The sequence below is a fragment of the Planctomycetia bacterium genome (assembly GCA_021413845.1).
In the GTDB taxonomy this organism is placed as follows: Bacteria; Planctomycetota; Planctomycetia; order Pirellulales; family PNKZ01; genus PNKZ01.
Map to the genome: position 1 here is coordinate 1 of JAIOPP010000074.1, position 22,954 is coordinate 22,954.

A 22,954-nucleotide genomic window follows, 5' to 3' on the forward strand; every position below is an offset into this window, starting at 1 on the left:
GCCCCCCAGACGTCGCCGAAAGGCACGAACGCCCCGACCCGAACGTAACCCCCGAACAAGCCCCTCTCCGACAAGAAGAGAAAAAAGCGGGCCCGCGCCCGCGGTGTATCTTGACCGAGAGCTTCCTATAGGTGCCACCCGCGACTTGCGGGTCCTGGGTGGCGCGGAATCTTGAAACGATTCTCTAAAACTGCGTCGTCGAGGTCGTGGCCGTGATCGGCGTTGGTTGCAGTTGGCTCACCACCGTGGCTTGCGCCGTTGCGGTGCCGGGTTGTCGGGCGATGCCGTGAACCTTAAAGATCTGCTCTTCGCCCGGTCGCAATTCGGCGATCGGTTGAAACCGAATGATCCGACCTTCTACCGAGAACGGCGTCGGGCCCTGGTGCCCGGCCGACGGCGTCATCTGCTCCGGCAGCAACACGCTCACGGCCACTTGCCGATCCGGCACGTTGCCTAAGTTGCGAACGCGCACATCGTAGATCTGTTCCTCGCCGACCGGTCTTGGGTCGCGCTCGTCTTCGATATTCAGCGCCAGCGTCGTCTGTCGGGCCGTGATCTCCAAGCAAGCTTCCGAATCGGCTCGGGCTCCTTCTTGGCAAATCAACGTGGCTCGGTTGCAGATCCGTTGCCCGGCCGCTTGGGCCACGCTTTCGACTTGGTACCGAAACGCTTGTCCCGGGGCGAGCGTCGGCAACGTCCAAAACAAGTTATTGCCGTTCGATTTCCAACCGTCGGTCGCTTGCATCGGCGCGATCCCGAGATCGTACGTGTCGTCGAGGCGGACGTTCGTCGCCGTGGTCTGACCAACGTTCGCGATCTCGATCGTAAACATCACGGCGTCGCCGACCATGGCCCGCGTCGTGGCTACCGTTTTGCGAACGGTGAGTTGCGGCAGAGTCGCGGTGCTCGGGGCCGACGGAGGCGGCGTTACCACCGGCGGCACGGCCTGCACCGTCGCCGCGACGGCCGTCACGCACGCTTGCGCACTGCCTCGGTTGCCGTTGTTGCCGGTAAGCTCCATCGTGTTGCACCAGCGTCCCGGTTGCACGGCCTTGAGCCGCACGTTCACCTTCCGCGATTCGCCCGGTGCCAAGTCGCCAAGCTCACGATTCTCGATCGGGCTCGCGGCAAACTCGTGCTTCAAGCCGTCGTCGAAGCGGTCGATCAACACGATGCCGGTCGCTTTCGTGCTCCCCCGGTTCGTGACCGTCGTGACGAACGTAATGTCTTCCCCGACGGCTGCCTGCTGCGGCGCGACCATCGTGATCTCGACCGAAGGGCTCGTCACCGTCGTCGCGGCGCAGTCTTGAGCCGAGACGCCGTCGGCCGAGCGGACCGTCGCGCAGTTGTTGATGATGCCGGCTTGCGACGTGCGGAAACTGAGCTCCAACGAGCGCGACTGCCCGGCCGGCAAGTCGCCGAGTTGCCAGGTCACCGTGCTCCCGGTAACCAAGGCCGGCGGGTTGCTGCCGATCAACGTCAACGTGTTCGGGATCGCATCGGTCACGGTCAGCAGCCGCGCCGAAAGATCGCTCGGGTTGCGCACGTCGATGCGGTACGTTACCGTGCCGCCGACGGCGACTTCGGCCGGGCCGCTCTTATCGATCGACAGCCCTGAAGCCGTCGTGCTCCAAGTCATCTGTGTCGATCCGGTGCCGACGGCGAGCTGCGTCCCGTCGCCCCCCGGCCAATCCGCCGGACGAATCACTTGGATATTGACCGTGTTCGTGCCCGCGCCCGGCTGTTGTTGAAAGATCTCGACCGGTGCTTGGCCGAGCGCGTTGGTCGTGACTTCGATGATCTGCGAGCCGCTGGGCGCAAAGCCGGCAGGCGGACCGCCGGCGATCTCGTAGCGCACCCGGTATCCGGCGAGCGGACAATGGTTCGAGTGCTTCACCAGCATGGTCGTGAAGGTATGCCGCGAGCCGGCGGGGTTGATCGCCGGCGGCGGAAACGTCCATTGGCAATCGACCCAATAGACGGTCGCTGTTTGCTTATGCGCATTCCAACCGCGCACGCTCGGCGCCACGGCCGACACGAACGATGTTCCTTCCGTCGGCGACGACATCGTCACCCAAGCCTGACCGCGCAGCACCGGCACGTCGTCGGTCGACTCGGGCGTTCCTCGATTGAGCATGATGAACTTCGGCGACGTCGAGCTCACGGCGAACGTGTTGTCGATCTTCCGCGTCGTCCGACCGACGTGGTGCAACCATTCGAGCGGGCCCGTCTCGCCGGCTTGCACGAAGTAGCCGACCGAGTTCGGCGCGATCGACCATTCGACCGGCTCGTTGGCGATGAGAGCTTTCCCCTCGCCGCACACCGCCGCTTGCACGACCACTTCGCTGCCGACCGGCGCGATGATCTTCGCCGGAGTCACCATTACGGCGGTCGTGTCGTGCTTCGACGGCGGGCCCGGCCGCTGGTGGTAGGGGGTGTCCGTCGTAAAGATCCGCTTCCCCGTCGGGTCGATATGCGACGTATGTTTCGCACAGCCGGCCGACAACGCGACGCTCGCGACGAGCAGCAGCGCCGTCGTCGTGCAGGAGCGGGTTGTTCGGGAAACGAACATCGTCGTCGTGTTCCCGGGGGAATCGGGAACGCCTCAGGGTCCGTGATACTTCCATGTGCCGCACCGGGGAAGGTGCGTGAGAGGTTTTCAGAGCGCGAACGGGGGAAGTTCGCAATGCGCAGAAATCTCTCATGGAAACGTAGCATGCGTTTTGGCAACATGGTGAAAATCTGCGCCCCACCTCGTCGTTAAAACGCTTCCGCGCATCGTGCGATCGCTACGAGCCGCACAATCGGGGGATAAACGGCGGGCCACGCGTTCGCACACGCACTTCCTTGAACTCGACGCCCGTGCTTGGTAGGTTGCTACCGGTCCGATCGCCGGCCGTTGATCTTTGTTTTCCCTCCCCTTTTGCGTCAAAGACCCTTCACCGCTCATGGCTCTCACTCCAGCTCAGCTCAACCAACTCGCCAAATACGATACCCCGACGATCTGCAACATCATCGAGTTGTTCGATGTCGTGCCGCGCAACCGCGGCTACATGGACGCTCGCATCCGTTGCAACTTCCCGGAGCTTCCTCCGATGGTCGGCTACGCTTGCACGGCCGCTTTCCGCAGCGACGCGCCGCCGAAGGGGGGCGATGCCTACGGCTCGATCGATAAGCAGCTCGACCAGTTCGCGTCGTTGCCCGGCCCCGCCGTCGTCGTGTTTCAAGATCTCGACGATCCGGCCGTGGCGGCGACCTTCGGCGAAGTGATGTGCTCCACGTATCAAGGCTTCGGCTCGAGCGGCCTCATCACGTCGGGCGCAGGGCGCGACATCGACCAAGTCCGCGCGATCAAGTATCCCGTCTTCACCAACGGCTCGATCGCCTCGCACGGCTATTGCCACATGCTGCACCTCGGCTTGCCGGTCCGCATCGGCGGCATCACAGTCAACCAAGGGGACTTGCTGCACGGCGACGTCAACGGCGTGGCGCGGATCCCGGTCGAGATCGTTCCGGCGATGCTCCAGATCGCCGACGAGTTCGTCGACGCGGAAAAGATCGTGCTCGACTATGTGCGCGAGACCGGCCCGAAGAGCGTCGCCACGTTCGCCGCCAAGCGTAAGGAGTTCTCCGCCGTCGTGGCGAAGATCACCGAGAAGGCCAAGAACTCGCGTTAAGTTTTCGCCGCTGCCGGGCCACCGGCGCGTGGAGAGGAGTTCTCGTCGATGCGGCACGCCGGACGCCTACGCTCGTTCGTCGGTCTCTCGCTCGTCGCGATTCTATCGCTTCAAGCCGTGTCGTTCGCGCAGCGAGCGCGCGGGGCCGAGGTCGTAGAAACCGACGAAACGATCGCGGAGCTCGTGCGCGAGCTCGATGCTCCACAGAAGGCCCGTCGCGAGGAAGCGGAGCGGAAGCTCATCGCGATCGGGCCGAGCGTCGTCGAGCGATTGCCGAAGCCGGGCCCGAGCGTCTCGGCCGAGGTCGTCGGACGTTTGAACCGCGTCCGGGCGGCCCTCTATCGAGCCCGCGCCGAAGCGAGCGTCCACGCGTCGACGATCACGCTCGCCGTGAAAGACGCCTCGCTCGCGCAAGTCTTCGCGGAGATCGAGAAACAAACCGGCAATCATCTCGTCGATTTCCGCCGGCAGTTCGGTCAGCAAGCGGCCGACCTCCGACTGACGCTCGACATGGCGAAGCAGCCGTTTTGGAAAGCGCTCGACGCCGTCGCCGAACAAGCCGGCATGGAAGTGTATCACTTCGCCGGCGAAGACGGCTTGGCCTTGGTTGCCGCACCGCAAGATAAAGCCAAGCCGCGCGTCTCACCGCACACTGTGAGCTATAGCGAAGCGTTTCGCATCGAGGCGCGCCGCGTCACCGCTTCGCGCAACCCCGCCGTCGCCGACGGGGGCGAGCTTCGGGTCGAGCTCGAAGTCGCTTGGGAGCCGCGGCTGAAGCCGCTGTTTCTCACGTCGAAGATGAGCAAGGTCGCCGCGATTGACGACCGGGGCGAGCCCATCGCGCCGGGCAATGCCGAACTCGCGACCGAGATTCCTCCGCAAGGGAAAGCCTGCCGCGCCGAGATCGCCTTAAGCTTCAAGTCTCCCCCGCGCTCGGCGCAGGCGATCAAAACGCTGCGCGGCACGCTCGATGTCTTGCTCCCCGCCGAGTTGCACACGTTCCGCTTCACGAAACTCAACGACGCCGGCCGACAAGAGCAGCGCGCCGCGGCCGTGACGGTCGCGATCGAAGAGCCGCGCAAAAACAACGACCTCGTGCAGATCGCGCTCGCGTTGAAGTACGAGAATCCGGCGAACGCCCTGGAGTCGCATCGGGCCTGGTTCTACAAGAACCCCTGTTATCTTGAAGCGGCCGACGGCACGAAGACCCCGCCCGGCACGATCGAATTGACGCGCCAATCGAACGATGAGCTGATGCTCAATTTACTATTCGCCCCCGACGGCGATTGGACGCGACAGACGTTCGTCTATCAAACGCCGGCCGATATCGTCGTGCTGCCGGTCGTCTACGAATTCTCCGATCTACCACTGCCGTAATCGAGGTTCCCTTGCCGCATCGCATTCGTTTCGCACGCTCCCCCCGGCGCAACTTCGCTTGGCTCGCCTGTTGCTCCGCGATCGGCTTGTTGCTCGCCGCCGCCGGCGCGGCGCATGCGCAGTCGTCGCCGGGCGGGCTTCCGCCGGAGTTGACGAAAGTGCCCGACGACACCGTCGTAGCGACGGTCGACGGCGCCCCGATCAGGTTCGTCGACGTGCGGCGGCAGATACTCGGCTCGTTGGAAGGGCGGAAGATTCCATCGCAAGCGATGCCGCTGGTCTATGCGCAAAGCCTCGACCAGATCGTGCAACGGCGTTTGATCGCCGCGAAGCTCAAGGCCTTGAAGTTCGAGCCGACGCCGGAAGAACTCGCGCAAGCCGAAGCGGTCTTTCAAGCCGGCTTGAAAGCCCGCGACAAAACGCCCGAAGCCTATTTCCGCCAGACCGGCTTCACCGCCGGCGATATCGCCGAGATTCGCTATTGGGACATTTGCTGGCACCGTTACGTCGCCGAGCAACTGACCGACGCGGCGCTGGAAAAGTATTTCGCAGCGCACCGCCGCGACTTCGACGGCACCGAAGTGCGCGTCAGTCACATCCTCTTGCGGATCGAAGGGCAACAAGATCAAGCGACGGTTGCCGCGGCCCTGCAAAAGGCCGGCACGATCCGGAGCGAGATTCTCGGCAAGCAGACCACGTTCGCCGAGGCCGCGAAGAAGTATTCGGCCGGCCCGAGCCGCGAGCAAGCCGGCGACCTCGGCTTCATTCCGCGACAAGGGCGGATGGTGGAAGCGTTTTCCAAAGCCGCCTTCGCGCTCAAGAAAGACGAGCTCAGCGAACCGGTCGTATCGCCGTTCGGCGTGCATCTGATTACCGTGACGGAAGAAAAACCCGGCGACACCGACTGGCGCAAGGTGCGTGAACCACTGGTCGCCGCCGCGCGGCTCAGCCTATTTCAATCGCTCGGAGCCGAACTCAAGGGGACGGCGAAGATCGAATTCACCGGTGCGATCCCGCATTTCGATCCCACGACCGGCAAGATCGTCGCGGGTAAGTAATGGCGCTGCCGATGCCCGACGCGCGCTGGAAGAAAGCGTTTACGCGCAAGCTGCGAGCGTGGTTCGACGAGGCGAAGCGCGATCTTCCCTGGCGCCGCTCGCGCGATCCCTACCGCATCTGGATCAGCGAGATCATGCTGCAGCAAACGCAAGTTGCAGCGGTCATCGATTATTTCAATCGCTTCCTGGCGGCCTTCCCGACGGTCGCCGAGTTGGCCGCCGCGCCGGAGCGCGAGGTGCTTAGGCTCTGGGAAGGGCTCGGCTATTATCGCCGCGCGCGGCAATTGCATCTCGCGGCACAGCAGATCGTCGGCGAGCACGGCGGCGCTTTTCCTCGCGATCCCGTCGCGGTGCGTGCGTTGCCGGGCATCGGACGCTACACGGCCGGCGCAGTCTGCTCGATCGCCTACGATCTGCCCGAGCCGATCTTGGAAGCGAACACGGTCCGGCTCTTAAGCCGGCTCTCGGCCTATCGCGACGACCCGCTCGCGAAAGCCGGCCAAGATCATCTTTGGGCCTGGGCCGGGGCGATCGTCCCTCGGGAAGAGCCCGGCCTCTTCAATCAAGCGCTGATGGAGCTCGGCGCGCTCGTCTGCACGCCGCGCGAACCGCGCTGCGTAGAGTGTCCCGTCGCGGGCCTTTGCGCTGCGCGCAAGCTCGGCCTGGAGCGCGAGATTCCGCAGCCGAAAGCGAAGAAGGAAATCGAAGCGGTGCGCGAAGCGGCGGTGCTGGTGCGGCAGCGCAACAAAGTGCTCCTCGTCGAACGAGCCGCCGGCGAACGTTGGGGAGGGCTCTGGGACTTCCCTCGCTATAGCGTCGTCGCGGAGCAGCCCGAGAACATTCGCGTAGGACTACAAGCCGAGATGCTCGCCACGCTCGGCATCGAAGTCGCCGTCGGCGAACGGCTGCATACGCTCAAACACGGCGTTACGCGCTTCCGCATCACGCTCGAAGCCTACGCCGGCGAATACGTCCGCGGCAAACTCAAGCCCGAGGGCTTCGCCGCGGCCCGCTGGGTAAAGCCGAGCGAACTCGCGGAATATCCGCTGAACGTGACCGCGAGAAAACTCACGAAGCTGCTGGATGTGAAACAGCAGCGCCTCGGTTTCAGCGAGTAAAGCTCAGCCCAAGATCGCGGCGACTTCGAACGCGGCTTCCGGAAAAGCCAGGCAATGCAGCGGCTCGCCGCGCCGGAGCGTGTGCAGCTCTTCGTAAGCGGCGCCGTTCGGCTTGCGGCGCACTTCGATCGTCTCCGCGTGTAAATCGACAAGCCAATATTCCAGGATACCTGCCGCGGCGTAAAGTTGTGCCTTCAAGCCTCGGTCGTAAGCGAGCGATGTATCGGAGACCTCGATCGCCAGTAAGACCTCATCAGGTCCCGGGTGCGCTTCAGCCCCTTTTTGTCTCAGCTTAAAGATCAGGCAATCCGGTTGCGGCTCCGATTGACGGCCCAATCGAACCGGGCCTTGAATGCGAGTCGTCGCCTTCTTGGTAAAGGCAAGAACTAATAGTTCGGTCAGTCGATCCACGCATTCCGCATGTCGATTCCCGATCGGGTTCATCTCTATGATTACTCCGTCGATGAGTTCGACCCGTTCGAGTTGCGAGAGAATGCCGGCTTCCGCCATCTTGTAATACTCATCGACATCAAACCGTCGCTGAGTCGGGCCTGTCGAAGACACGGCCTGCGCTACAGGTGCGGCCGGCACGGTCGGTAAGGCGACTTCGGGAGGAGCGGCGGGAGTAATATCTGCGATAGCCATGTCGCAATTATACCCCATGAAAACTGCCCGGAAAACAAGGGGGATTCGCTCTATATCCGCCCCAGCAACTCATCCACCGCCGCGCCGATATCCGCGTGGCGCATCAAGCTTTCGCCGACGAGCATCGCATCGATTCCCGCCTGCTGCAAGCGCTCGGCCTCGGCCCGTCCCGCGATCCCGCTTTCGCTCACGAATACGCAATCGTCGGGCACCAGTTCGTGCATCCGCATCGAGTGCTCGAGGTCGACCTCAAAGGTGTGCAGGTTGCGGTTGTTCACGCCGATGAGCGTCGCACCGGCTTCGACGACGCGCGACAAGTTCGCCGGCTCGTAGAACTCGACGAGCGGCGTCATCCCTAGCTCGACGATCAAACGATGCAGGCTGCGGAGGCCGCAATCGTCGAGACACTCGGCGATCAGCAGCACGGCGTCGGCTCCCGCGGCGCGCGCTTCATACACCTGATAAGGATCAAGAATGAAATCCTTGCGCAACACCGGCAACGCCACGGCCGCGCGCACGGCGCGCAGATAGTCGAGGCTCCCTTGAAAGAACTGCTCGTCGGTGAGCACGCTTAAGCACGTGGCACCATGACTCTCGTAGATGCGGGCAATGGCGACCGGGTCGAAGTCGGCTCGGATCACCCCCTTCGAAGGGCTCGCCTTCTTCACTTCGGCGATCAAGCGAATCGGCCCTGCGGCGGCGAGCGCGCCGAAGAAGTCGCGCGGCGGCGGAGCAGCGGCGGCCGCACGCTCGACTTCGCTCAGCGGTCGCACGGCTTGGGCCTGCGCGATCTCGCCTCGCTTCACCTTCGTGATCTTATCGAGAATCGTCGCCACGCGGGATGCTGCGCCTCTGCTACTAGTGCTTGAAGTGTCGTCGGCCGGTGAAGATCATCGCCAGTCCGTGCTCGTCGCAAGCGGCGATCACATCCGGGTCGTTGCGCGAGCCCCCCGGCTGAATCACGGCCTTCACACCGGCTTCGGCCAGCAGTTGAATCGAGTCGGGAAACGGGAAGAACGCGTCGCTCGCGATCACGGCCCCTGCGATTCGGTCACCGGCTTTTTGCAGCGCGATCTGCACGGAGTCGACCCGGCTCATCTGCCCCGCCCCGGCTCCGAGCAGCATCATCTCCTTCGCGGCGACGATCGCGTTCGATTTCACATGCCGCACGACCGACCAACCGAACCGGAGATCGGCCAGTTGTTCCGGCGTCGGCTGAGCCTTCGTCACGATCTTCCATTCCGCTTCCGGATCCGGCAGCGAGTCGGCCGTTTGCACGAGCATGCCGCCGGCGATCCGTCGATATTCGGTCCACTCCGCGGCGGCGGCGAAAGGGCCCGTCGCTAGGAGCCGGACGTTGGCCTTCCACTTCGGCTTGGTCGTCAGTAGCTCGAACGCGCCGGGATCGAAACTCGGCGCGGCGATCGCTTCGATGAACAGGCCCGGCTCGCAGAGGACTTCGGCCGTCGCGGCATCGACGTTGCGATTGAAGCCGATGATGCCACCGAACGCACTCTGCGGGTCGCCGGCCAGCGCCCGCTTACAAGCTTCCACCAGCGTCTCGGCCGCCGCCGCTCCACAAGGGTTGTTGTGTTTCACGACCGAAGCGGCCGGCAGCGGCAAGCCTCGTACGACGGCGAGCGCACCATCGAGATCGAGCAGATTGTTGTACGACAGTTCCTTGCCGCTCAGCTTCTTCGCATCGACGAGCGTGCCCGACGGTGGCGCCGCTTCGGCATACAGGGCCGCGGTTTGGTGCGGGTTCTCGCCGTAGCGCAGCGTCTCGACGCGGCGCAGCCCGATCGAGAGCCGGCTCGGGTACTTCTCCCCTTCCGCAGCGCCGGCCGTTTCGCGCGCGAAGTAGGCGGCGATCGCCGTGTCGTAGGCTCCGGTTTGCGCATAGGCTCGGCCGGCGCATTTGCGACGCGTGGCGAAGCTCGTGCAGCCGTCGGCCAGAAACTCGGCGAGGACTTCCGCGTATTGGTCGGGCGCGGTCACGATCGTCGTGAAGGCGTGGTTCTTCGCGGCGCCGCGCACCAGCGACGGCCCGCCGATATCGATGTTCTCGATCGCTTCTTCGTCCGTCACACCGGCTCGCGCAATCGTCGCCTCGAACGGATACAGATTCACGACAACCAGCTCGAACGTGAGGATGCCGTTTTCCTTGAGCAGCCGCATGTCTTCCGGATGGTCGTGGCGGCAAAGAATGCCGCCGTGAATCTTCGGGTGCAGCGTCTTCACGCGGCCGTCCATCATTTCCGGAAAGCCGGTGTATTCGGCGACGTCGCGCACGGCGAGCCCGAGCCCTTCGAGATACTTGCGCGTGCCGCCGGTGCTGAAGAGCTCGACCCCCTTGGAGACGAGCCCGCGGGCGAACGTATCGAGGCCCGACTTATCGCTGACGCTGAGGAGTGCCCGACGAATGGGAGGATTCATTGCCGTATCCGAATGCCTGACGGATGCCTTACCGAAATCGGCCTCGGCTGATCAGGGCCGAGGCAAACCCCTGGTTTATAACAAACCCGGCAGACGTGGAAGGGGCGACGAGGCCGGCAAGCGGCGATTGTGCGATCGCAGGCCGAACGGCGTTGCTGCCGCCGTTACGACCCGAACGGATTCGCCGCAGCGCCCGGCGCGGCAGGCGCGGCGGGTGCGGCACCCTCGGCCGGCGCAGCCCCTTCGGCGGCCGGGGCTTCCCCCGGCTTTTTCACCGGCGGAATCGCATAGCCCCGCACGTGCCGGAGCGGCTGCACTTGTTGCAACTCGCGCAGGCACTGAATCAAGCCGGTCGAGTCGCACAGATAGATGCGGTCGGTCTCCATGTTCACGGTCGGCACGTCGAACGTGCCGCGACTGCTGAGCACGGCCAAGCGCGAACCGGAAGCGGCGTCGAGCACGTTCACGCGCCCTTGCGGATCGAGCACATAGAGCCGGCCGGCACTGGCAGATAGAAACTTCGACACGTTCGGGGCAAACCAGATTTGCGTTCCGACGCGCGGATCGAGCCGGAACATCTGCGCCGCCTCGGTGATGACGAGCAATTTGCCGTCGATCGTGATGATCGGCTCCGAGATCGAATTCTCGGTGGGGAACTGCCACACTTCGACTCCGCGGGCATCGTCGACGGCGTAGACCCGACCGCCGCGCGAAGCCCCGTAGACGAACGGCGAAAGAAAGGCCGGCGCCGCGTCGACCTTATCGTCGAGGCTAAAGCGGAATTGCAGAATCGTTTTCGCGATCTCGCGCGAGTAGATGTAACCTTGGTGCGACGACCACAAGGCGCGGTTGCCGACGATGATCGGCGCCGTGGTGGCAGCCCCGGTGCCGCTATAGCGCTGCGGAATCTGATCGACGGGCCGGGTGCGGTCGAGCTTGTAAGCCTCGAGGATGCCGTTGCTTAGCGGCACGAGGGCGTCGTGATCGCTGGTAGCCGAGCCCGCGCTGGGAGCTCCGCCGAGCCGCTGTTGAAAAAGAATGGCTCCGGTCGGGCGGGCCAAGACGTACAACGTCGAGCCGTTCGTGACGGACACATACTTATCGTTGATGCCCGGCGGGGTCGTCTCGAGGTTCGCGCTGCCGACTTCCGTCGACCAATAGGTGCGCCCGGTTTCGGCATCGATCGCCTGCACGATGCCGAGGCTCGTTTGCGCTAAGACCAAGTTCGCGTGAAAGCGAATGCTCTGCACTCGGCCGCGAGCCGGATCGACGCGCAAGGCCGTCGACCACATGCGCTCCAAGCCGACTTGATGGGCCGCCGTGCTCGAAATCAGCTCGCCCGCGTTTTGGGCTCGGCCGACTTGTGCGGCAAACAACATCGCCATAGCGGCGCAGAAACCTGGAATCAAGCGATTCGAAATCGGCATCGAGCTCACTCGTCGGCAAAGGCGTAGGGACAAAGGCGTAAAAAAACCGGCGCAACGAATATCGGCAAGCGACTTGGGAATCATGAAATCCGGAACCGAGGCCGCCCCGTAATGACGGGGGGCCGTAGCGTATCCGGGTCGCCCCCTTTATGATAATCCCCGCGATGGCGATGGTAACGTAATTTGGTCCGGTTCCGGCGAATTCCGCGCGCTCAGACGACGGCAAGATCATGGATGTAGCGAATGTAACGCCGCCCGAGCGTTCGCCGAGTCATGAGATCGTCGGCTATCTCAACTTTTCGGAGGGGCCGGAAGATCCGCGATTCTACCGCGCGGTGAACGAGGCCTACCGTCGTTTCGAGGAGTCGGAAGACGGCCGTAAGCTGCGCCCAAGCGACCCGGCAGCCTCCTCGCAACTTCCGACATGGAAGCGATTTGCGGCTTGGCTCGAAAGCGAAATGCAGCGCCTCCAGCGCGACGAAGCGGCGTTTAAGACCCTCGATCAGGCGCAGGCTGTGTTCGTCGGCACATTCCAGGCGGTGCTGCCGGCGTATCTCGAGTTCCATCGAGATCTGCTGTTTCATCACAACGACGACGAACTGTTTCGCCCTTTTTTTCTCGCGCGCGTCCTGCAATCCGTGCTTCGCTTGCGAATCGCCGGGGTCGAAGATGCGGAACTGGTCCCGCACGCGCTGGAAAAGCTGAACGACTTCATCGGCCATCGCCCGACCGCGGTCTTGCAAAACGATCGGAAGCACGAGCCCTACGAGCATGAGTGGGTCGCGCCGATTCCGGTGTATCTCGCCGGAGCGGGCTTCGCCGAAGATCGCTACCGACCGTTGTTGGAACAAGCCCTGGCGATCCTGCGCGACGTCGAGCCCGACGTGCAAACGCTTGCCTACTTCGATCCCGCGCTGCTGCAAGAACTAGCCGTCGACCCGCGCGCCTACGACTTCGATCATCCCGTGAACAAGCGCCCCAACTACCACTTCGGGCAATGGGATCCGCAGCACATCGACCAGCGCGGCCGCTACCGCAGGTTCGTGCTGCAAGAAGTGACGCTGCATGCCATCTGGCAGCGCACGAAAGAGCAACAGGAAGTCCCCCGCGCCGAACTCTTGTTCGAGGCCGGCGCCGTGCTCGCCGGCACGATGCTGATGGCCTCGACGATCAGCGGAAACGGGCCCGACGCGCATGATTCGAGCGTCACTCTTTCCACATTGCTGCCGCGCATCGTCCGCTGCCGCGAAGAGTTCTACTCGCGTTTGCTGAAGCGCGTGCCGGGCGAGCAGGGAGACCGCTTGCGGGCCGAAGCGGAGACGCTGCGTCAGCCGTTCGGGGGCGCGCGGCAGCATCTCAACCAACGCTTGGCCCGGCTGCGCGCCGTGCAGTTGCAACATGTCCACCTCGCACAACTCTTCGCCAAGATGGGCTACGCCGACGCGGCCCGTCGCCAGGCGCAGATCGTACCGGTCGCTTCGGCGCGGATGCTCTGCGAGATCAACGGCCTGATTACGACGATCCATCAACTCGTCGATCGAGGACTGTTGCCGCAAGCCTCGGCCGAGGTGCCCGAGGCGGTGGCGCTATTGCATCGCGCGATCGAATGCGGCGCGCTCGTCGATCCTTGGAACATCCTCGGCTTTCAGGGCCAATTCAGCTTGTTCCCGGCGCTCGAGAATACGGTGCGCGATCATCGGGTCGACGTGCTCGTGCATCTCGTCAAACGGATTTTGTCGCTCTTAGTTCGGCTCGTCGGCGAAGCCGCGGCCTCGGGCGAGCGCGATCTGCAACTACGCCTGCAAAGTCTGCTCGACGTCATGGCCGAATGGTGGGACCAGTTCGCCGCGGTCGAAGTGTCGGGCATCGATCCGGTAAGCGGTCGCGATGCCGTGCAATCAGCCGAGCAAATCTCGGAAGCGCTCGGCGCATGGCACGCCGGAGGTGCGGAAGCCGGCGACATTCAGTTCTGGCGCAAGCATGTCGCGCCGTTTACGAGCCCTAAGGCGTATGCGTTGGTCGTCGAGACGCTGCTCGACAAGCGCGACTACGTGGCGGCGATGGGCTTGCTGATGCAGTGGCTCGGGCGGTTCGGCGAGATCGCGCTGGTCGAAGGAGATTTCTCGTTCCACGCGCTCGCTTCCCGCTGGTTGAACGAAGTGCAGGACGGGGCCGTGATTTCCGGAGCCGCATCCGGCGCGGCTCCGATTCCTCGGCGCGATCTGATCGCGAAGTTCTTCGACTATCTCGAAGCCAATGCCGACGACTATTGGAACGTGCCGCGCTTCGAGTTCGCCTCCGGCAAGAAACCTCGCAAACCGCCGAAAACGCTCGGCGATGAGCTCGAAGCGGTCGACGACTCCGACGCCGATGCGAACGACGGGGACGAAGACAAAGCGCTCTTCGGCGCGGCTTACGAAGACGTCGTCTATCGCGACAGCACGCGCGACGGCAACGAAGGGAACACCGTTTCCGGCGACGACGACCACACCACGGAATACGAACTCGAAGCCGAAGCCCAGCGTCTCATCACGCGCCTCGCGTTGACGGAAACCGCCGCTCGGCTCTGGAAAACGGCCGTCGTCGGCGCGGGAGAGTCGGCCGCGCCCGATCGCGATCGCTTGGAGCAGTGGTATCATCAGGCCGAAGAAAATCGGCGTGGGCTATTGCAACTGCTCGACGACCTGCACGCTCACGACTTGCCTGCCCCGCGCGGCACGCACGCATCGCTCGTCGAGTACGATCGACGTCGCCAAGTGAAGGAAGATCTCGAAGCCCGGGTGATCATCGCGGCGGTCGAAACGATCGAAGCCGGCCGGATGCTCTTGGCAGCGATGACGCATCCCCCGGCCGGCGAAACGCTCGCCGAGTGGTCGGCGAGGTTCGTCGAAGTCGTGCGTGGCTTGCAGCGCGGCGATCGCACAGCCTTGGCGGAAACGATGCCCCGCTTGCGCACGGCGCTCTTGGAATTGCCGATCCTGTACGTTCCCTTAGCCAAGGGAGGAAAGCCCCGCGAGATCGTCGAAGCGCAGAGCGTGCAGGCCGCGGCCGTGTTGCTGTTGCAGGCGCTGCCGCGCGCCGGCCTCTTAGCCGAGGCCTATCGCGTGATCTCGGTCGTGCAGTTGATGGAACGACATCGCCCGACCGGCGACGGTGCGGTCACGGAGTTCGACCGGTTGTTTCAAGTCGGCTTCGAGGCTTCCGTGCAAGCGCTGATCGACGCGGTCGAAGTCGACTCGCCGAGCCTGAGCTACGGGGAAGACGTCGAGCATTCGGCCGAGTTGTACGAAGGGTTGCAATCGCTCACCGAAGGCTGGCTCAAGCGCTGGAACACCCATTCGCGCAGCCTGCGGTTGTCGTCGTTGGAAAAGGCGGCCGATAAGAAACGCTGGGAAGCGCTCGTCGAGTTCATCAAGCGCTTCGGACGCGATCTCTTCACGCCGAAGTTTTTGAACCTCGGCAATCTGCGGGCCGTCTTGCATCAGAAGGTCGACGTCTATCTGCGCCGGCTCGAAGAAGACGACGATGCCGAAACACGCCCGGCGCTGCTCGACGAGCTCGACAAGAGCATCCCGCGGGCCGAAGCTTGCGAACTGCTGACGATCACGATCGAAACTCTGATCGAAAGCTACGGCGAGTTCAAAGACTACAACAGCACGACGACGCAATCGGATCAAGGAGACATGCTCTACGTGCTCCTCGATTTTCTGCGCCTCCGCCTCGGCTACGAACGCTTCGCTTGGAATTTGCGGCCCGTGATGATGGTGCATGAGGTTCTCGTACGCCGGCAGAAAACGGCGACCGCCGAGCTCTGGCGCCGCGCCGTTACCGATCGGACCTGCGAAGCGGCCGACTGGCACCTCACGCAACTCCGCGAGCTGAATCGGAAATACGGCGTGCGCCTGCCGACAATCGCCGATCGGCTCGGCGAGCGATTCGTCCGGCTGTTGGCCGTCGATCGGTTGCGCGCGCTGATCCGGCCCGCGATCGTCGAACTGCGCACCGACGAGCAACACACCGCGTTCTCGCTGCTCGAACAAGAGCTGCACGAGTTCACCGACAACCCGAGCGGCTCGGGCCTCGACGTGCCGGCGTGGCTCTTAGCGCTCGAAGACGAAGCGCGCCGCGTGCAGGCCCAGGTCGATCGCCACTCGGCAATTCCACCGAGCCTGCCCGAACGGATTCCCCGCGTGCCGCTGTCGTGGGAAGAAGCGCTGGCGCAAGTGAAGTTGTGGGAGACGGCGGGGTAGGAGAAGGGGTCGGGGGTCAGAGGTCGGGGGTCAGTTAGCCGGAACGCGTTAGCGTCCGGTCCTACGCACTAATCAGCGATCGGGTCGTCGTCGCTGCAAACACTTGTTCTCTCCGCAACTCGTCACTGCGCCGTGTCGCGATGGACCGGACGCTAACGTGTTCCGGCTGATAAAGACATCCGCTACGCAGTGACGATCGCTACGCTGTGAGGTCGATCGAACCGGATGTCGCGATGCTGCTCGCCCCGCTGCTCTCGGCTGTGTAGCCGGATGCAGCGTAGCCCGACGTCGGTGTTGCTGTGGCCGCGCCGCTCGCGGCGGCGGCGTTCGCCCTTTTCTTCGCGGCTTCGGCCTTCTCCGCTTCGGCTTTCGCTTTCAGTTTTTGTTCGTAGGCGATTTGCTCTTGGAGCGAGACCTTGCCGTCTTTGTTCGTGTCGGCGTCGTCGTAGTCTTCCTTCTGCTCCGACGCCTCTTTCGATTTGCCGCCCCCTTGAGCGCCGCGCGGTCCACCTCCAGGCGGAGGCCCACCTGCCGGCCGGCCGCTCCCCGGGCCGGGCCGTGGCGGCGCGGCTTGCTTCAGATCCGAGGCTGCCGAGCGTGCGGCGCCGAGATCACCGGAGTCTAAGGCCTTGCCGAGAGCTTCGACCTTTTCCGTCACGGGTCCGTTGGCGGCAGCCTTCGCCGGACCGTTCGACTTCACTTGCGCAAACGCGAGCTTCGCGGCGGCGAGATCGCCCGACTTCAGCGCCGTCTCGAGGTCGTCGAGCGCTTGCTTCGTTTTGACGAAGCGTCCGCCGCCGGCTACGGCTTGCGAGGAACTACCGGTGATGGCGCCGATCGTCATACGGGTCGCTGAAACAAGTCGCTCGGATATTATTGCGCGCAGGAACGCGGCTCGCAAAATGCCGCGCACTTTATAGGTGTTATCGAACGTAGTTCGCGTTTCTTCTCGACGAAGGTTGCAAAATGCGGGCTATGCGGATCGCGCCGACTAGGCAACTTACGTCGCGCCGGCAGCAGCATTAGGCAACATCTCTCGGCAGCGATCCCACGGCCGCTCTGCCTTCGGGTTGAAGCTTCGACCGCAACTTGGCATATTGAACAAGCGTTCACGACGGTCAGTCGGCCCCTCCCCAACTGACCCCCGACCCCTGACCCCCGACCCCTTCCCCATGTCCACTTCCCTGCCGCTCGAAGCCGCTGAGTTCCGCATGGAGTCGCCGGGCGAGATGTCGCTCCGGCTCGAGGTCGACGATCCGGAAACGATCGCAGCTCTGGCGCAGTTCGCCGAGGGGGCGCAGCGCGAGGCGTTTGCGTTGAAGGCCCTGCGGATCGGCGTGCTCGCGCTCGGTCAGGCTCGCGGGCAGATCGACACGGTCGCCGTGCGCGGCGAGTGCGAACGGATGCTCGTGTCGCTGCAAAGCCAACTCGGCGAACATGCCCGTTCGATACAACAGAAGCTCGCCGGATCGTTGCAAGAGTATTTCGATCCGCAGAACGGCCGGTTCCACGATCGCGTCGAACGCCTCATCAAGCGCGATGGCGAACTCGAACAAGTGTTGCGTCGCCAAGTCGGCCACGACGACTCGCTGCTCAGTAAGACCCTCGCCGCGCATTTCGGCGTCGAGAGCCCGCTGATGAAACGGCTGAATCCGAACGAAGCGGAAGGCCTGCTGGCGGCGCTGCGCGAGACGTTCGGCAAGCAGCTGGAAACGCAGCGCGAGGCGGTGCTTAAGGAATTCTCGCTCAACAACCGCGACGGGGCGCTGGCCCGGCTCGTCGGCGAACTTACCGAGAACCAAGGGAAGCTGACGACGACGTTGCAAGGCAAGATCGAGAACGTCGTGAAAGAGTTTTCGCTCAACGACGACAACTCCGCCCTGAGCGTGCTCGTGAAGAAAGTCACGCACGCGCAACAAATGATTACGGGCGAGTTCTCGCTCGACAACGATCAATCGGCTCTGTGCAAGCTCACGAAGCTGTTGAAGTCGACCGACACCGCGATTCACGACAACCTCACGCTCGACAACGACGCCTCGGCCCTATCGCGCCTCAAGCGCGAACTCGTCACGATCCTCGACGGCCACGCGAAGACGAACCGCGAGTTTCAAGAAGAGGTGAAAGTCGCCGTCGCCACGATCACGGCGAAGAAAGAAGCCGAACGCCAAACGACGCGGCACGGCCTCGTCTTCGAGCAAGCGTTGTTCACCTATCTGCAAGACTATTGCAAGCAGACCGGCGACATGCCCGAGTTTCTCGGCAACTCGACCGGCTTGATCAAGAACTGCAAGAAGGGAGATTGCGTCGTCGAAATCGGGCCCGAGCACGCGGCGGCCGGCGCGAAGATCGTGTTGGAAGCGAAGGAAGTGGTCGGCTTCGATCTGCGCCAAGCGCGCGCCGAAATCGAAGAAGGCCGCAAGAACCGCGATGCGCAAATCGGCCTGTTCGTCTACTCGAAAAAGACCGCGCCCTCAGGCATCGAGCCGATCACCCGCTTCGGCGACGACGTCATCCTCGTCTGGGACGCCGAAGATCCTGCGACCGATCTTTTCTTGCGCCTCGGCCTCACCGTGGCTCGCGCGCTCTGCACACGCCGGCGCGACGAGCGAGAAGCGCAGAAGGTCGACTTCACGCTCATCGACAAAGCATTGCTCGCCATCAAGAAACGCTACGACGACTTCGACCTCATCAACAAGCACGCCGAAGACATCATCGGCACCAGCCAGAAGATCAAAGATCGAGCCCGCATCGCCCGCGAAGACCTGGAGCGTCAGGTCGATCGCCTCGAACAGCAAGTGACCGACTTGAAGCAACTCGCGAACATTTCTCCAGAGTAACGGCCCGTGTCGCAGCGAGTTGTCTACTTCAACGGCCGCATCGTGCCCGAGAGCGAAGCGAAGGTTTCGATCTTCGACTCGGCGCTGCAACTCGGCGACATGGCGTTCGAGGTGACGCGCACCTACCGCGGCGAGCCGTATCGCCTCAGCGACCATCTGCGCCGGCTCTGGAACAGCATGACCGCGCTCGGCATCGAGCCGGGCCTCTCCCCCGACGCGCTTGAGCGAATCACGCTCGACCTCTTGGCGCAAAACCGTGCGACGGAAACCGCGGACGTCGATTGGAACATCATCCACGACGTTTCGCGCGGCCCTGCTTCGGCGTTTCGCAGCGCGTTCGCCCCGGCAGACCGGAGGCCGACGGTCGTCGTCGCTTGCTTTCCGTTGGCCGAGAAGATGGCTGCCCTCGCGCCGGCTTACGAGACCGGCGTCGAGTTGGTCGTTCCGGCGCAGCGCTCGCTGCCGCGCGAGCTGTTCGACCCGGCCGTGAAGTGCCGTAGTCGGGCCCATTATCAGCTCGCGAATCTCCAGGCCGAAGCATTGCGCCCCGGCTCGACCGCCGTGCTGCTCGATCCAGATGGGTTCATCACAGAAGGAACTTCGGGCAACGTTTTCTTCGTCCAAGCCGGCAAGCTTTCGACGCCGACGGCCCGCAACATCTTGCCGGGCATCACGCGCGGCGTCGTGCTCGGGCTCGCCGCGCGGCTCGGCATCGAGGCGAACGAAGCGGACATCACGCCGGCCGAGGCGCTCGCGGCCGATGAGGTCTTCGTCACATCGACGAGCATCGGCGTGCTGCATGCCCGCTCGTTCGCAGGACGCACGATCGGCACGGGCCGGATCGGCCCGACGACGCTCCGATTGCGCGACGCGCTGACGACGGAAGTCGGCCTCGATTTCGCCGCGCAGGCTCGCGCCTATGCGGCGAAATACGCGCCGCCGGCGCGAACCTAGCGAGGGCTCGGAGCGTCTCCTCCGGGTCGCGAAAGCGAAGCAGAGAATGACGAGCCGTTACAATCGTCGTAAACGGCGTAATCGCACCGCTTTATCGCCTTTCTCGGCCCCTTGTCGCTGAGAAAAGGGCTGATTACCATAGTGGTTTATTATCTTCCCGGAGTCCTTCATGCGTCACGTGCTCTCGGCAGTCGTACAGAACCTCCCCGGCGTGCTGGCCCACATCTCGGGCATGCTCGCCTCGCGCGGTTACAACATCGACAGCCTCGCCGTCGGTGCGACGGAGAACCCCGCGTTCTCGCGCATGACGTTCGTCGTCGTCGGCGACGACCATGTCTTGGAACAGGTCCGGAAGCAGCTCACGAAGATCGTCACGGTCGTGCATGTCGACGACATCAGCTCGAAGGATTTCGTCGAGCGCGATCTGATGTTGATCAAGGTCTCGAGCGAGCCCGGCACGCAACGGGCCGCGGTGAAGGAACTAACCGACATCTTCCGCGGCCGGATCGTCGACGTCGGCGCAGCGGAAGTCATGATCGAGATCTCGGGCCAAGAACGGAAGATCGAGGCCTTTATCGAACTCATGCGTCCGTACGGAATCAAGGAAATGGTCCGCACCGGCCGCATCGCGATGGTTCGCTGTGCGAAACCTGCCGACGTCGCTAAATAAAAAAACTGCGAGCTCAAACTCGCGAACGAGAAACCGGGCCGGGTAATCTTCGGCCCCCTAAGTGAAACCCGCGGAATTCGTTTCCGCAAACCAAGCAACGCTCTCGTCGAGCCCGTTGCTCGCGAAGTTCGGCGCTGGGCGTCGCTTCGTTTACCACGCACAATCGTCCACCTCATCACGCCTTTAGAAACACCGGAAACCTTTCATGGCCGCTACGATTTTTTACGACAAAGACGCCGATCTCGCCGCGCTGAAGAACAAGACCATCGCCATCATCGGCTACGGTTCGCAAGGTCATGCCCAGGCCCAAAACCTGCGCGATTCCGGCCTGAACGTCATCATCGGCCAACGTCCGGGAAGCCCGAACTACGATCTCGCGGTGAGCCACGGCTTCAAGCCGGTTTCGGCCGCCGAAGCGACGAAGGCCGCCGACGTCGTCAACATCTTGCTCCCCGATGAAGTGCAAGGAGACGTGTATCGCAACGACATCAAGCCGAACCTGAAAAAGGGCGCGATCTTGATGTGTTCGCACGGCTTCAACATCCACTTCGGCCAAGTCGAGCCGCCGGCCGGGCACGACGCCTTGCTCGTCGCTCCGAAGGGCCCCGGCCACTTGGTGCGCAGCGAGTTTGAAGCCGGCGGCGGTGTGCCGTGCCTCATCGCTTTGAGCGCCGGCGCGAGTGAAGAAACGCGCCGCATCGGCTTGGCCTACGCCAAGGGACTCGGCGGCACGCGCGGCGGCGTGATCGAAACCACGTTCGCCGAAGAGACCGAAACCGATTTGTTCGGCGAGCAGGTCGTGCTTTGCGGCGGCGTCAGCGCGCTGGTGAAGGCGGGCTACGAGACGCTCGTCGAAGCCGGCTACCAACCGGAAATGGCCTACTTCGAGTGCATGCACGAATTGAAGCTGATCGTCGACTTGTTCTACCAAGGCGGCTTGAACTACATGCGTTACAGCATCTCGAACACGGCCGAATACGGCGACTACACGCGCGGCCCGCGGATCGTCACGGAAGAGACCAAGAAGGAAATGAAGAAGATCCTGCACGAGATCCAAAGCGGCCAATTCGCTCGGGATTGGCTCTTGGAGAACAAGGCCAACGCCCCGGCGTTCAAAGCCACGCGCCGCCGCGAGCGCAACCACCCGATCGAAGTCGTCGGCAAGCAACTGCGCCGCCTGATGAGCTGGATCAAGGCGAAGGAAGTTTAAGCTCGAAGAAAATCGCCGAGCGGGCAGGTCGGAATCATGTCCCGAACCTCAGGCCGCCCGCTTCGCTTGCGATTTCGCGATGGACATATCTCCCTCGGTAGAACTCATTGCTCTACCGAGGGATTTTTATGCGCAGGCACGGCGTCAGACTTCGCGGGGTGGCACGGACAAATGTCCGTGCGCCGCAGGCGCAAGAGGAATCAGTTTTTCGTCCCGATCACTTTCCGCCTTTTGTCGCTGGGGAAATTGGAAGCATAAATGGACCTCAAAGCCGACATTATTTCTGGAAAGTCGATTGCCGGTATAGGAATCGGCGAGGACATTGGCGTAGTGTTGTCAAACCTCAGAGACGATCACGTCTCTTTTGTTGAATCAGCATTTGAAAACCACGAAATGGGATTCAAGAAGCTTGACATTGCTGATGCAAAAGTGTCGGTCATTGCCAACGATACGGGTCGTATCGTTCGGCTCTTCTGCCGCCCAGGCTATTTAGGAAAATACAAAGCCGTGTTCTTCCCCGGAATGAGCGTTAAAAGAATACGTCAGCACTCGTCAAAACAACTTATCATGCACGGGGTTCTTATGGTTAATGACGACTATGGGGCGGGCTTTAGTATCCCAGACTTATATGAAGGAAAGCAGTACGATGACGTGGACCATATAGCAGAGTTGCCTGACGGAATGATTCTCGAAGAATTAAACGTAATGGCTTCAGAGTGGTGGCGTTAGACGCGGGGTAGCACGGACAAATGTCCGTGCGCCGCAGGCGCAAGAGGAATCGGTTTTGCCTCCCGATAGCTTTCCACCTCTTGTCGCTGCGCGAACGCAAGCTCGAATGCCTGCCTGAGGGGGCGAGATTGGAATCAAGCCTCGGAGCGACTGCAAGAGAAGTCGTGTAGTTTCCCTTGCGCCCGAGCCGGAGCTCGAATTTCGCCCGGCGGCTTGCTCTTTCACGGCCGACCGGAAAGAATATCGACATGAACACTCCCAACGCTGCGACGAAGCCCGACCTGTCGGACCATACCGATATTACGACCCGGCCCGAGATCAACGCCCTGAAAGCCGGCGAGCGGATCGAGGTCGTGCATGAAGTGAAGGTCGGGCTCAAGGTTTGGATGACGACGACGGTCGGCACGGTCGAGCGGATCGAGCGTCGTCGGCAGGGCTTGCACTTCCGTCGCAACAACGACGACAAGGCCTTCGCCGACCTGATCGTGCTGCGCCTTCCCGACTCGTCGCTGACGACCCTGACGATCGACGAGTTTTCCCGCATTCGCAAGCTGTAGTCGGCCCAG

17 protein-coding genes are annotated in these 22,954 nt (G+C 63.0%); 11 read left to right on the top strand and 6 right to left on the bottom strand.

The window, feature by feature from the left end; genetic code table 11:
• Nucleotides 1-184: 184 nt before the first annotated feature.
• Entirely contained in the window at nucleotides 185-2,572 is a 2,388-nt protein-coding gene (locus K8U03_13065) for a DUF11 domain-containing protein (protein MCE9605819.1), read from the bottom strand.
• Between the two features lie 376 nt (nucleotides 2,573-2,948).
• On the opposite strand from K8U03_13065, the gene K8U03_13070 reads away from it, so the two are divergent.
• From K8U03_13070 to mutY, 4 genes are read left to right on the top strand one after another with little or no spacing between them, the layout of a single operon-like run.
• Nucleotides 2,949-3,677: an RraA family protein gene (locus K8U03_13070; protein MCE9605820.1), complete on the top strand. Its 729-nt coding sequence runs from the start codon at nucleotides 2,949-2,951 to the stop codon at nucleotides 3,675-3,677.
• 48 nt (nucleotides 3,678-3,725) lie between these two features.
• Nucleotides 3,726-5,054 carry a hypothetical protein gene (locus K8U03_13075; protein MCE9605821.1) on the top strand — a complete coding sequence of 443 codons (1,329 nt, stop codon included), beginning with the start codon at nucleotides 3,726-3,728 and terminating at the stop codon, nucleotides 5,052-5,054.
• An 11-nt stretch (nucleotides 5,055-5,065) separates the two neighbouring features.
• The gene (locus K8U03_13080) at nucleotides 5,066-6,112 is read left to right on the top strand and encodes a peptidylprolyl isomerase (protein MCE9605822.1); all 1,047 of its coding nucleotides are present in this window, start codon (nucleotides 5,066-5,068) and stop codon (nucleotides 6,110-6,112) included.
• A gap of 11 nt (nucleotides 6,113-6,123) precedes the next feature.
• Nucleotides 6,124-7,230 (top strand): A/G-specific adenine glycosylase, encoded by a 1,107-nt coding sequence (gene mutY, locus K8U03_13085; protein ID MCE9605823.1) that lies wholly within the window; start codon nucleotides 6,124-6,126, stop codon nucleotides 7,228-7,230.
• Between the two features lie 3 nt (nucleotides 7,231-7,233).
• On the opposite strand, the gene K8U03_13090 is transcribed toward mutY, so the two are convergent.
• The 4 genes from K8U03_13090 to K8U03_13105 form a co-directional block, all read right to left on the bottom strand.
• Nucleotides 7,234-7,875: a Uma2 family endonuclease gene (locus K8U03_13090; GenBank protein MCE9605824.1), complete on the bottom strand. Its 642-nt coding sequence runs from the start codon at nucleotides 7,873-7,875 to the stop codon at nucleotides 7,234-7,236.
• A 50-nt stretch (nucleotides 7,876-7,925) separates the two neighbouring features.
• The gene (trpC, locus tag K8U03_13095) at nucleotides 7,926-8,711 is read right to left on the bottom strand and encodes an indole-3-glycerol phosphate synthase TrpC (GenBank protein MCE9605825.1); all 786 of its coding nucleotides are present in this window, start codon (nucleotides 8,709-8,711) and stop codon (nucleotides 7,926-7,928) included.
• 22 nt (nucleotides 8,712-8,733) lie between these two features.
• Complete coding sequence (purH, locus tag K8U03_13100; GenBank protein ID MCE9605826.1) at nucleotides 8,734-10,311, bottom strand: bifunctional phosphoribosylaminoimidazolecarboxamide formyltransferase/IMP cyclohydrolase; 1,578 nt, start codon at nucleotides 10,309-10,311, stop codon at nucleotides 8,734-8,736.
• A gap of 164 nt (nucleotides 10,312-10,475) precedes the next feature.
• Entirely contained in the window at nucleotides 10,476-11,738 is a 1,263-nt protein-coding gene (locus tag K8U03_13105; GenBank protein MCE9605827.1) for a PQQ-binding-like beta-propeller repeat protein, read from the bottom strand.
• A gap of 230 nt (nucleotides 11,739-11,968) precedes the next feature.
• Between K8U03_13105 and K8U03_13110 the strand changes: the two genes are divergently transcribed.
• Entirely contained in the window at nucleotides 11,969-15,988 is a 4,020-nt protein-coding gene (locus K8U03_13110; protein ID MCE9605828.1) for a hypothetical protein, read from the top strand.
• A gap of 199 nt (nucleotides 15,989-16,187) precedes the next feature.
• On the opposite strand, the gene K8U03_13115 is transcribed toward K8U03_13110, so the two are convergent.
• Nucleotides 16,188-16,832, bottom strand: coding sequence for a hypothetical protein (locus tag K8U03_13115; GenBank protein MCE9605829.1), 645 nt, complete (start codon nucleotides 16,830-16,832; stop codon nucleotides 16,188-16,190).
• 328 nt (nucleotides 16,833-17,160) lie between these two features.
• Between K8U03_13115 and K8U03_13120 the strand changes: the two genes are divergently transcribed.
• The 6 genes from K8U03_13120 to K8U03_13145 all read left to right on the top strand — a co-directional run bounded on the left by K8U03_13120 (nucleotide 17,161) and on the right by K8U03_13145 (nucleotide 22,945).
• Nucleotides 17,161-18,825, top strand: a complete 1,665-nt coding sequence (locus K8U03_13120; protein MCE9605830.1) for a hypothetical protein — start codon at nucleotides 17,161-17,163, stop codon at nucleotides 18,823-18,825.
• Between the two features lie 6 nt (nucleotides 18,826-18,831).
• Nucleotides 18,832-19,779 carry an aminotransferase class IV gene (locus tag K8U03_13125; protein MCE9605831.1) on the top strand — a complete coding sequence of 316 codons (948 nt, stop codon included), beginning with the start codon at nucleotides 18,832-18,834 and terminating at the stop codon, nucleotides 19,777-19,779.
• 169 nt (nucleotides 19,780-19,948) lie between these two features.
• Complete coding sequence (gene ilvN / locus K8U03_13130) at nucleotides 19,949-20,449, top strand: acetolactate synthase small subunit (GenBank protein MCE9605832.1); 501 nt, start codon at nucleotides 19,949-19,951, stop codon at nucleotides 20,447-20,449.
• 205 nt (nucleotides 20,450-20,654) lie between these two features.
• Nucleotides 20,655-21,659 carry a ketol-acid reductoisomerase gene (ilvC, locus tag K8U03_13135; GenBank protein ID MCE9605833.1) on the top strand — a complete coding sequence of 335 codons (1,005 nt, stop codon included), beginning with the start codon at nucleotides 20,655-20,657 and terminating at the stop codon, nucleotides 21,657-21,659.
• A 258-nt stretch (nucleotides 21,660-21,917) separates the two neighbouring features.
• Complete coding sequence (locus K8U03_13140; GenBank protein ID MCE9605834.1) at nucleotides 21,918-22,388, top strand: hypothetical protein; 471 nt, start codon at nucleotides 21,918-21,920, stop codon at nucleotides 22,386-22,388.
• 248 nt (nucleotides 22,389-22,636) lie between these two features.
• Nucleotides 22,637-22,945, top strand: a complete 309-nt coding sequence (locus K8U03_13145; protein ID MCE9605835.1) for a hypothetical protein — start codon at nucleotides 22,637-22,639, stop codon at nucleotides 22,943-22,945.
• The last annotated feature ends 9 nt before the right edge of the window (nucleotides 22,946-22,954 follow it).

Coding starts and splice junctions, on each gene's coding strand:
- K8U03_13065 (MCE9605819.1), bottom strand. CDS start 2,572: ATGTTCGTTTCCCGAACAACCCGCTCCTGCACGACGACGGCGCTGCTG.
- K8U03_13070 (MCE9605820.1), top strand. CDS start 2,949: ATGGCTCTCACTCCAGCTCAGCTCAACCAACTCGCCAAATACGATACC.
- K8U03_13075 (MCE9605821.1), top strand. CDS start 3,726: ATGCGGCACGCCGGACGCCTACGCTCGTTCGTCGGTCTCTCGCTCGTC.
- mutY (MCE9605823.1), top strand. CDS start 6,124: ATGCCCGACGCGCGCTGGAAGAAAGCGTTTACGCGCAAGCTGCGAGCG.
- K8U03_13090 (MCE9605824.1), bottom strand. CDS start 7,875: ATGGCTATCGCAGATATTACTCCCGCCGCTCCTCCCGAAGTCGCCTTA.
- purH (MCE9605826.1), bottom strand. CDS start 10,311: ATGAATCCTCCCATTCGTCGGGCACTCCTCAGCGTCAGCGATAAGTCG.
- K8U03_13105 (MCE9605827.1), bottom strand. CDS start 11,738: ATGCCGATTTCGAATCGCTTGATTCCAGGTTTCTGCGCCGCTATGGCG.
- K8U03_13110 (MCE9605828.1), top strand. CDS start 11,969: ATGGATGTAGCGAATGTAACGCCGCCCGAGCGTTCGCCGAGTCATGAG.
- K8U03_13115 (MCE9605829.1), bottom strand. CDS start 16,832: ATGACGATCGGCGCCATCACCGGTAGTTCCTCGCAAGCCGTAGCCGGC.
- K8U03_13120 (MCE9605830.1), top strand. CDS start 17,161: ATGTCCACTTCCCTGCCGCTCGAAGCCGCTGAGTTCCGCATGGAGTCG.
- ilvN (MCE9605832.1), top strand. CDS start 19,949: ATGCGTCACGTGCTCTCGGCAGTCGTACAGAACCTCCCCGGCGTGCTG.
- ilvC (MCE9605833.1), top strand. CDS start 20,655: ATGGCCGCTACGATTTTTTACGACAAAGACGCCGATCTCGCCGCGCTG.
- K8U03_13140 (MCE9605834.1), top strand. CDS start 21,918: ATGGACCTCAAAGCCGACATTATTTCTGGAAAGTCGATTGCCGGTATA.
- K8U03_13145 (MCE9605835.1), top strand. CDS start 22,637: ATGAACACTCCCAACGCTGCGACGAAGCCCGACCTGTCGGACCATACC.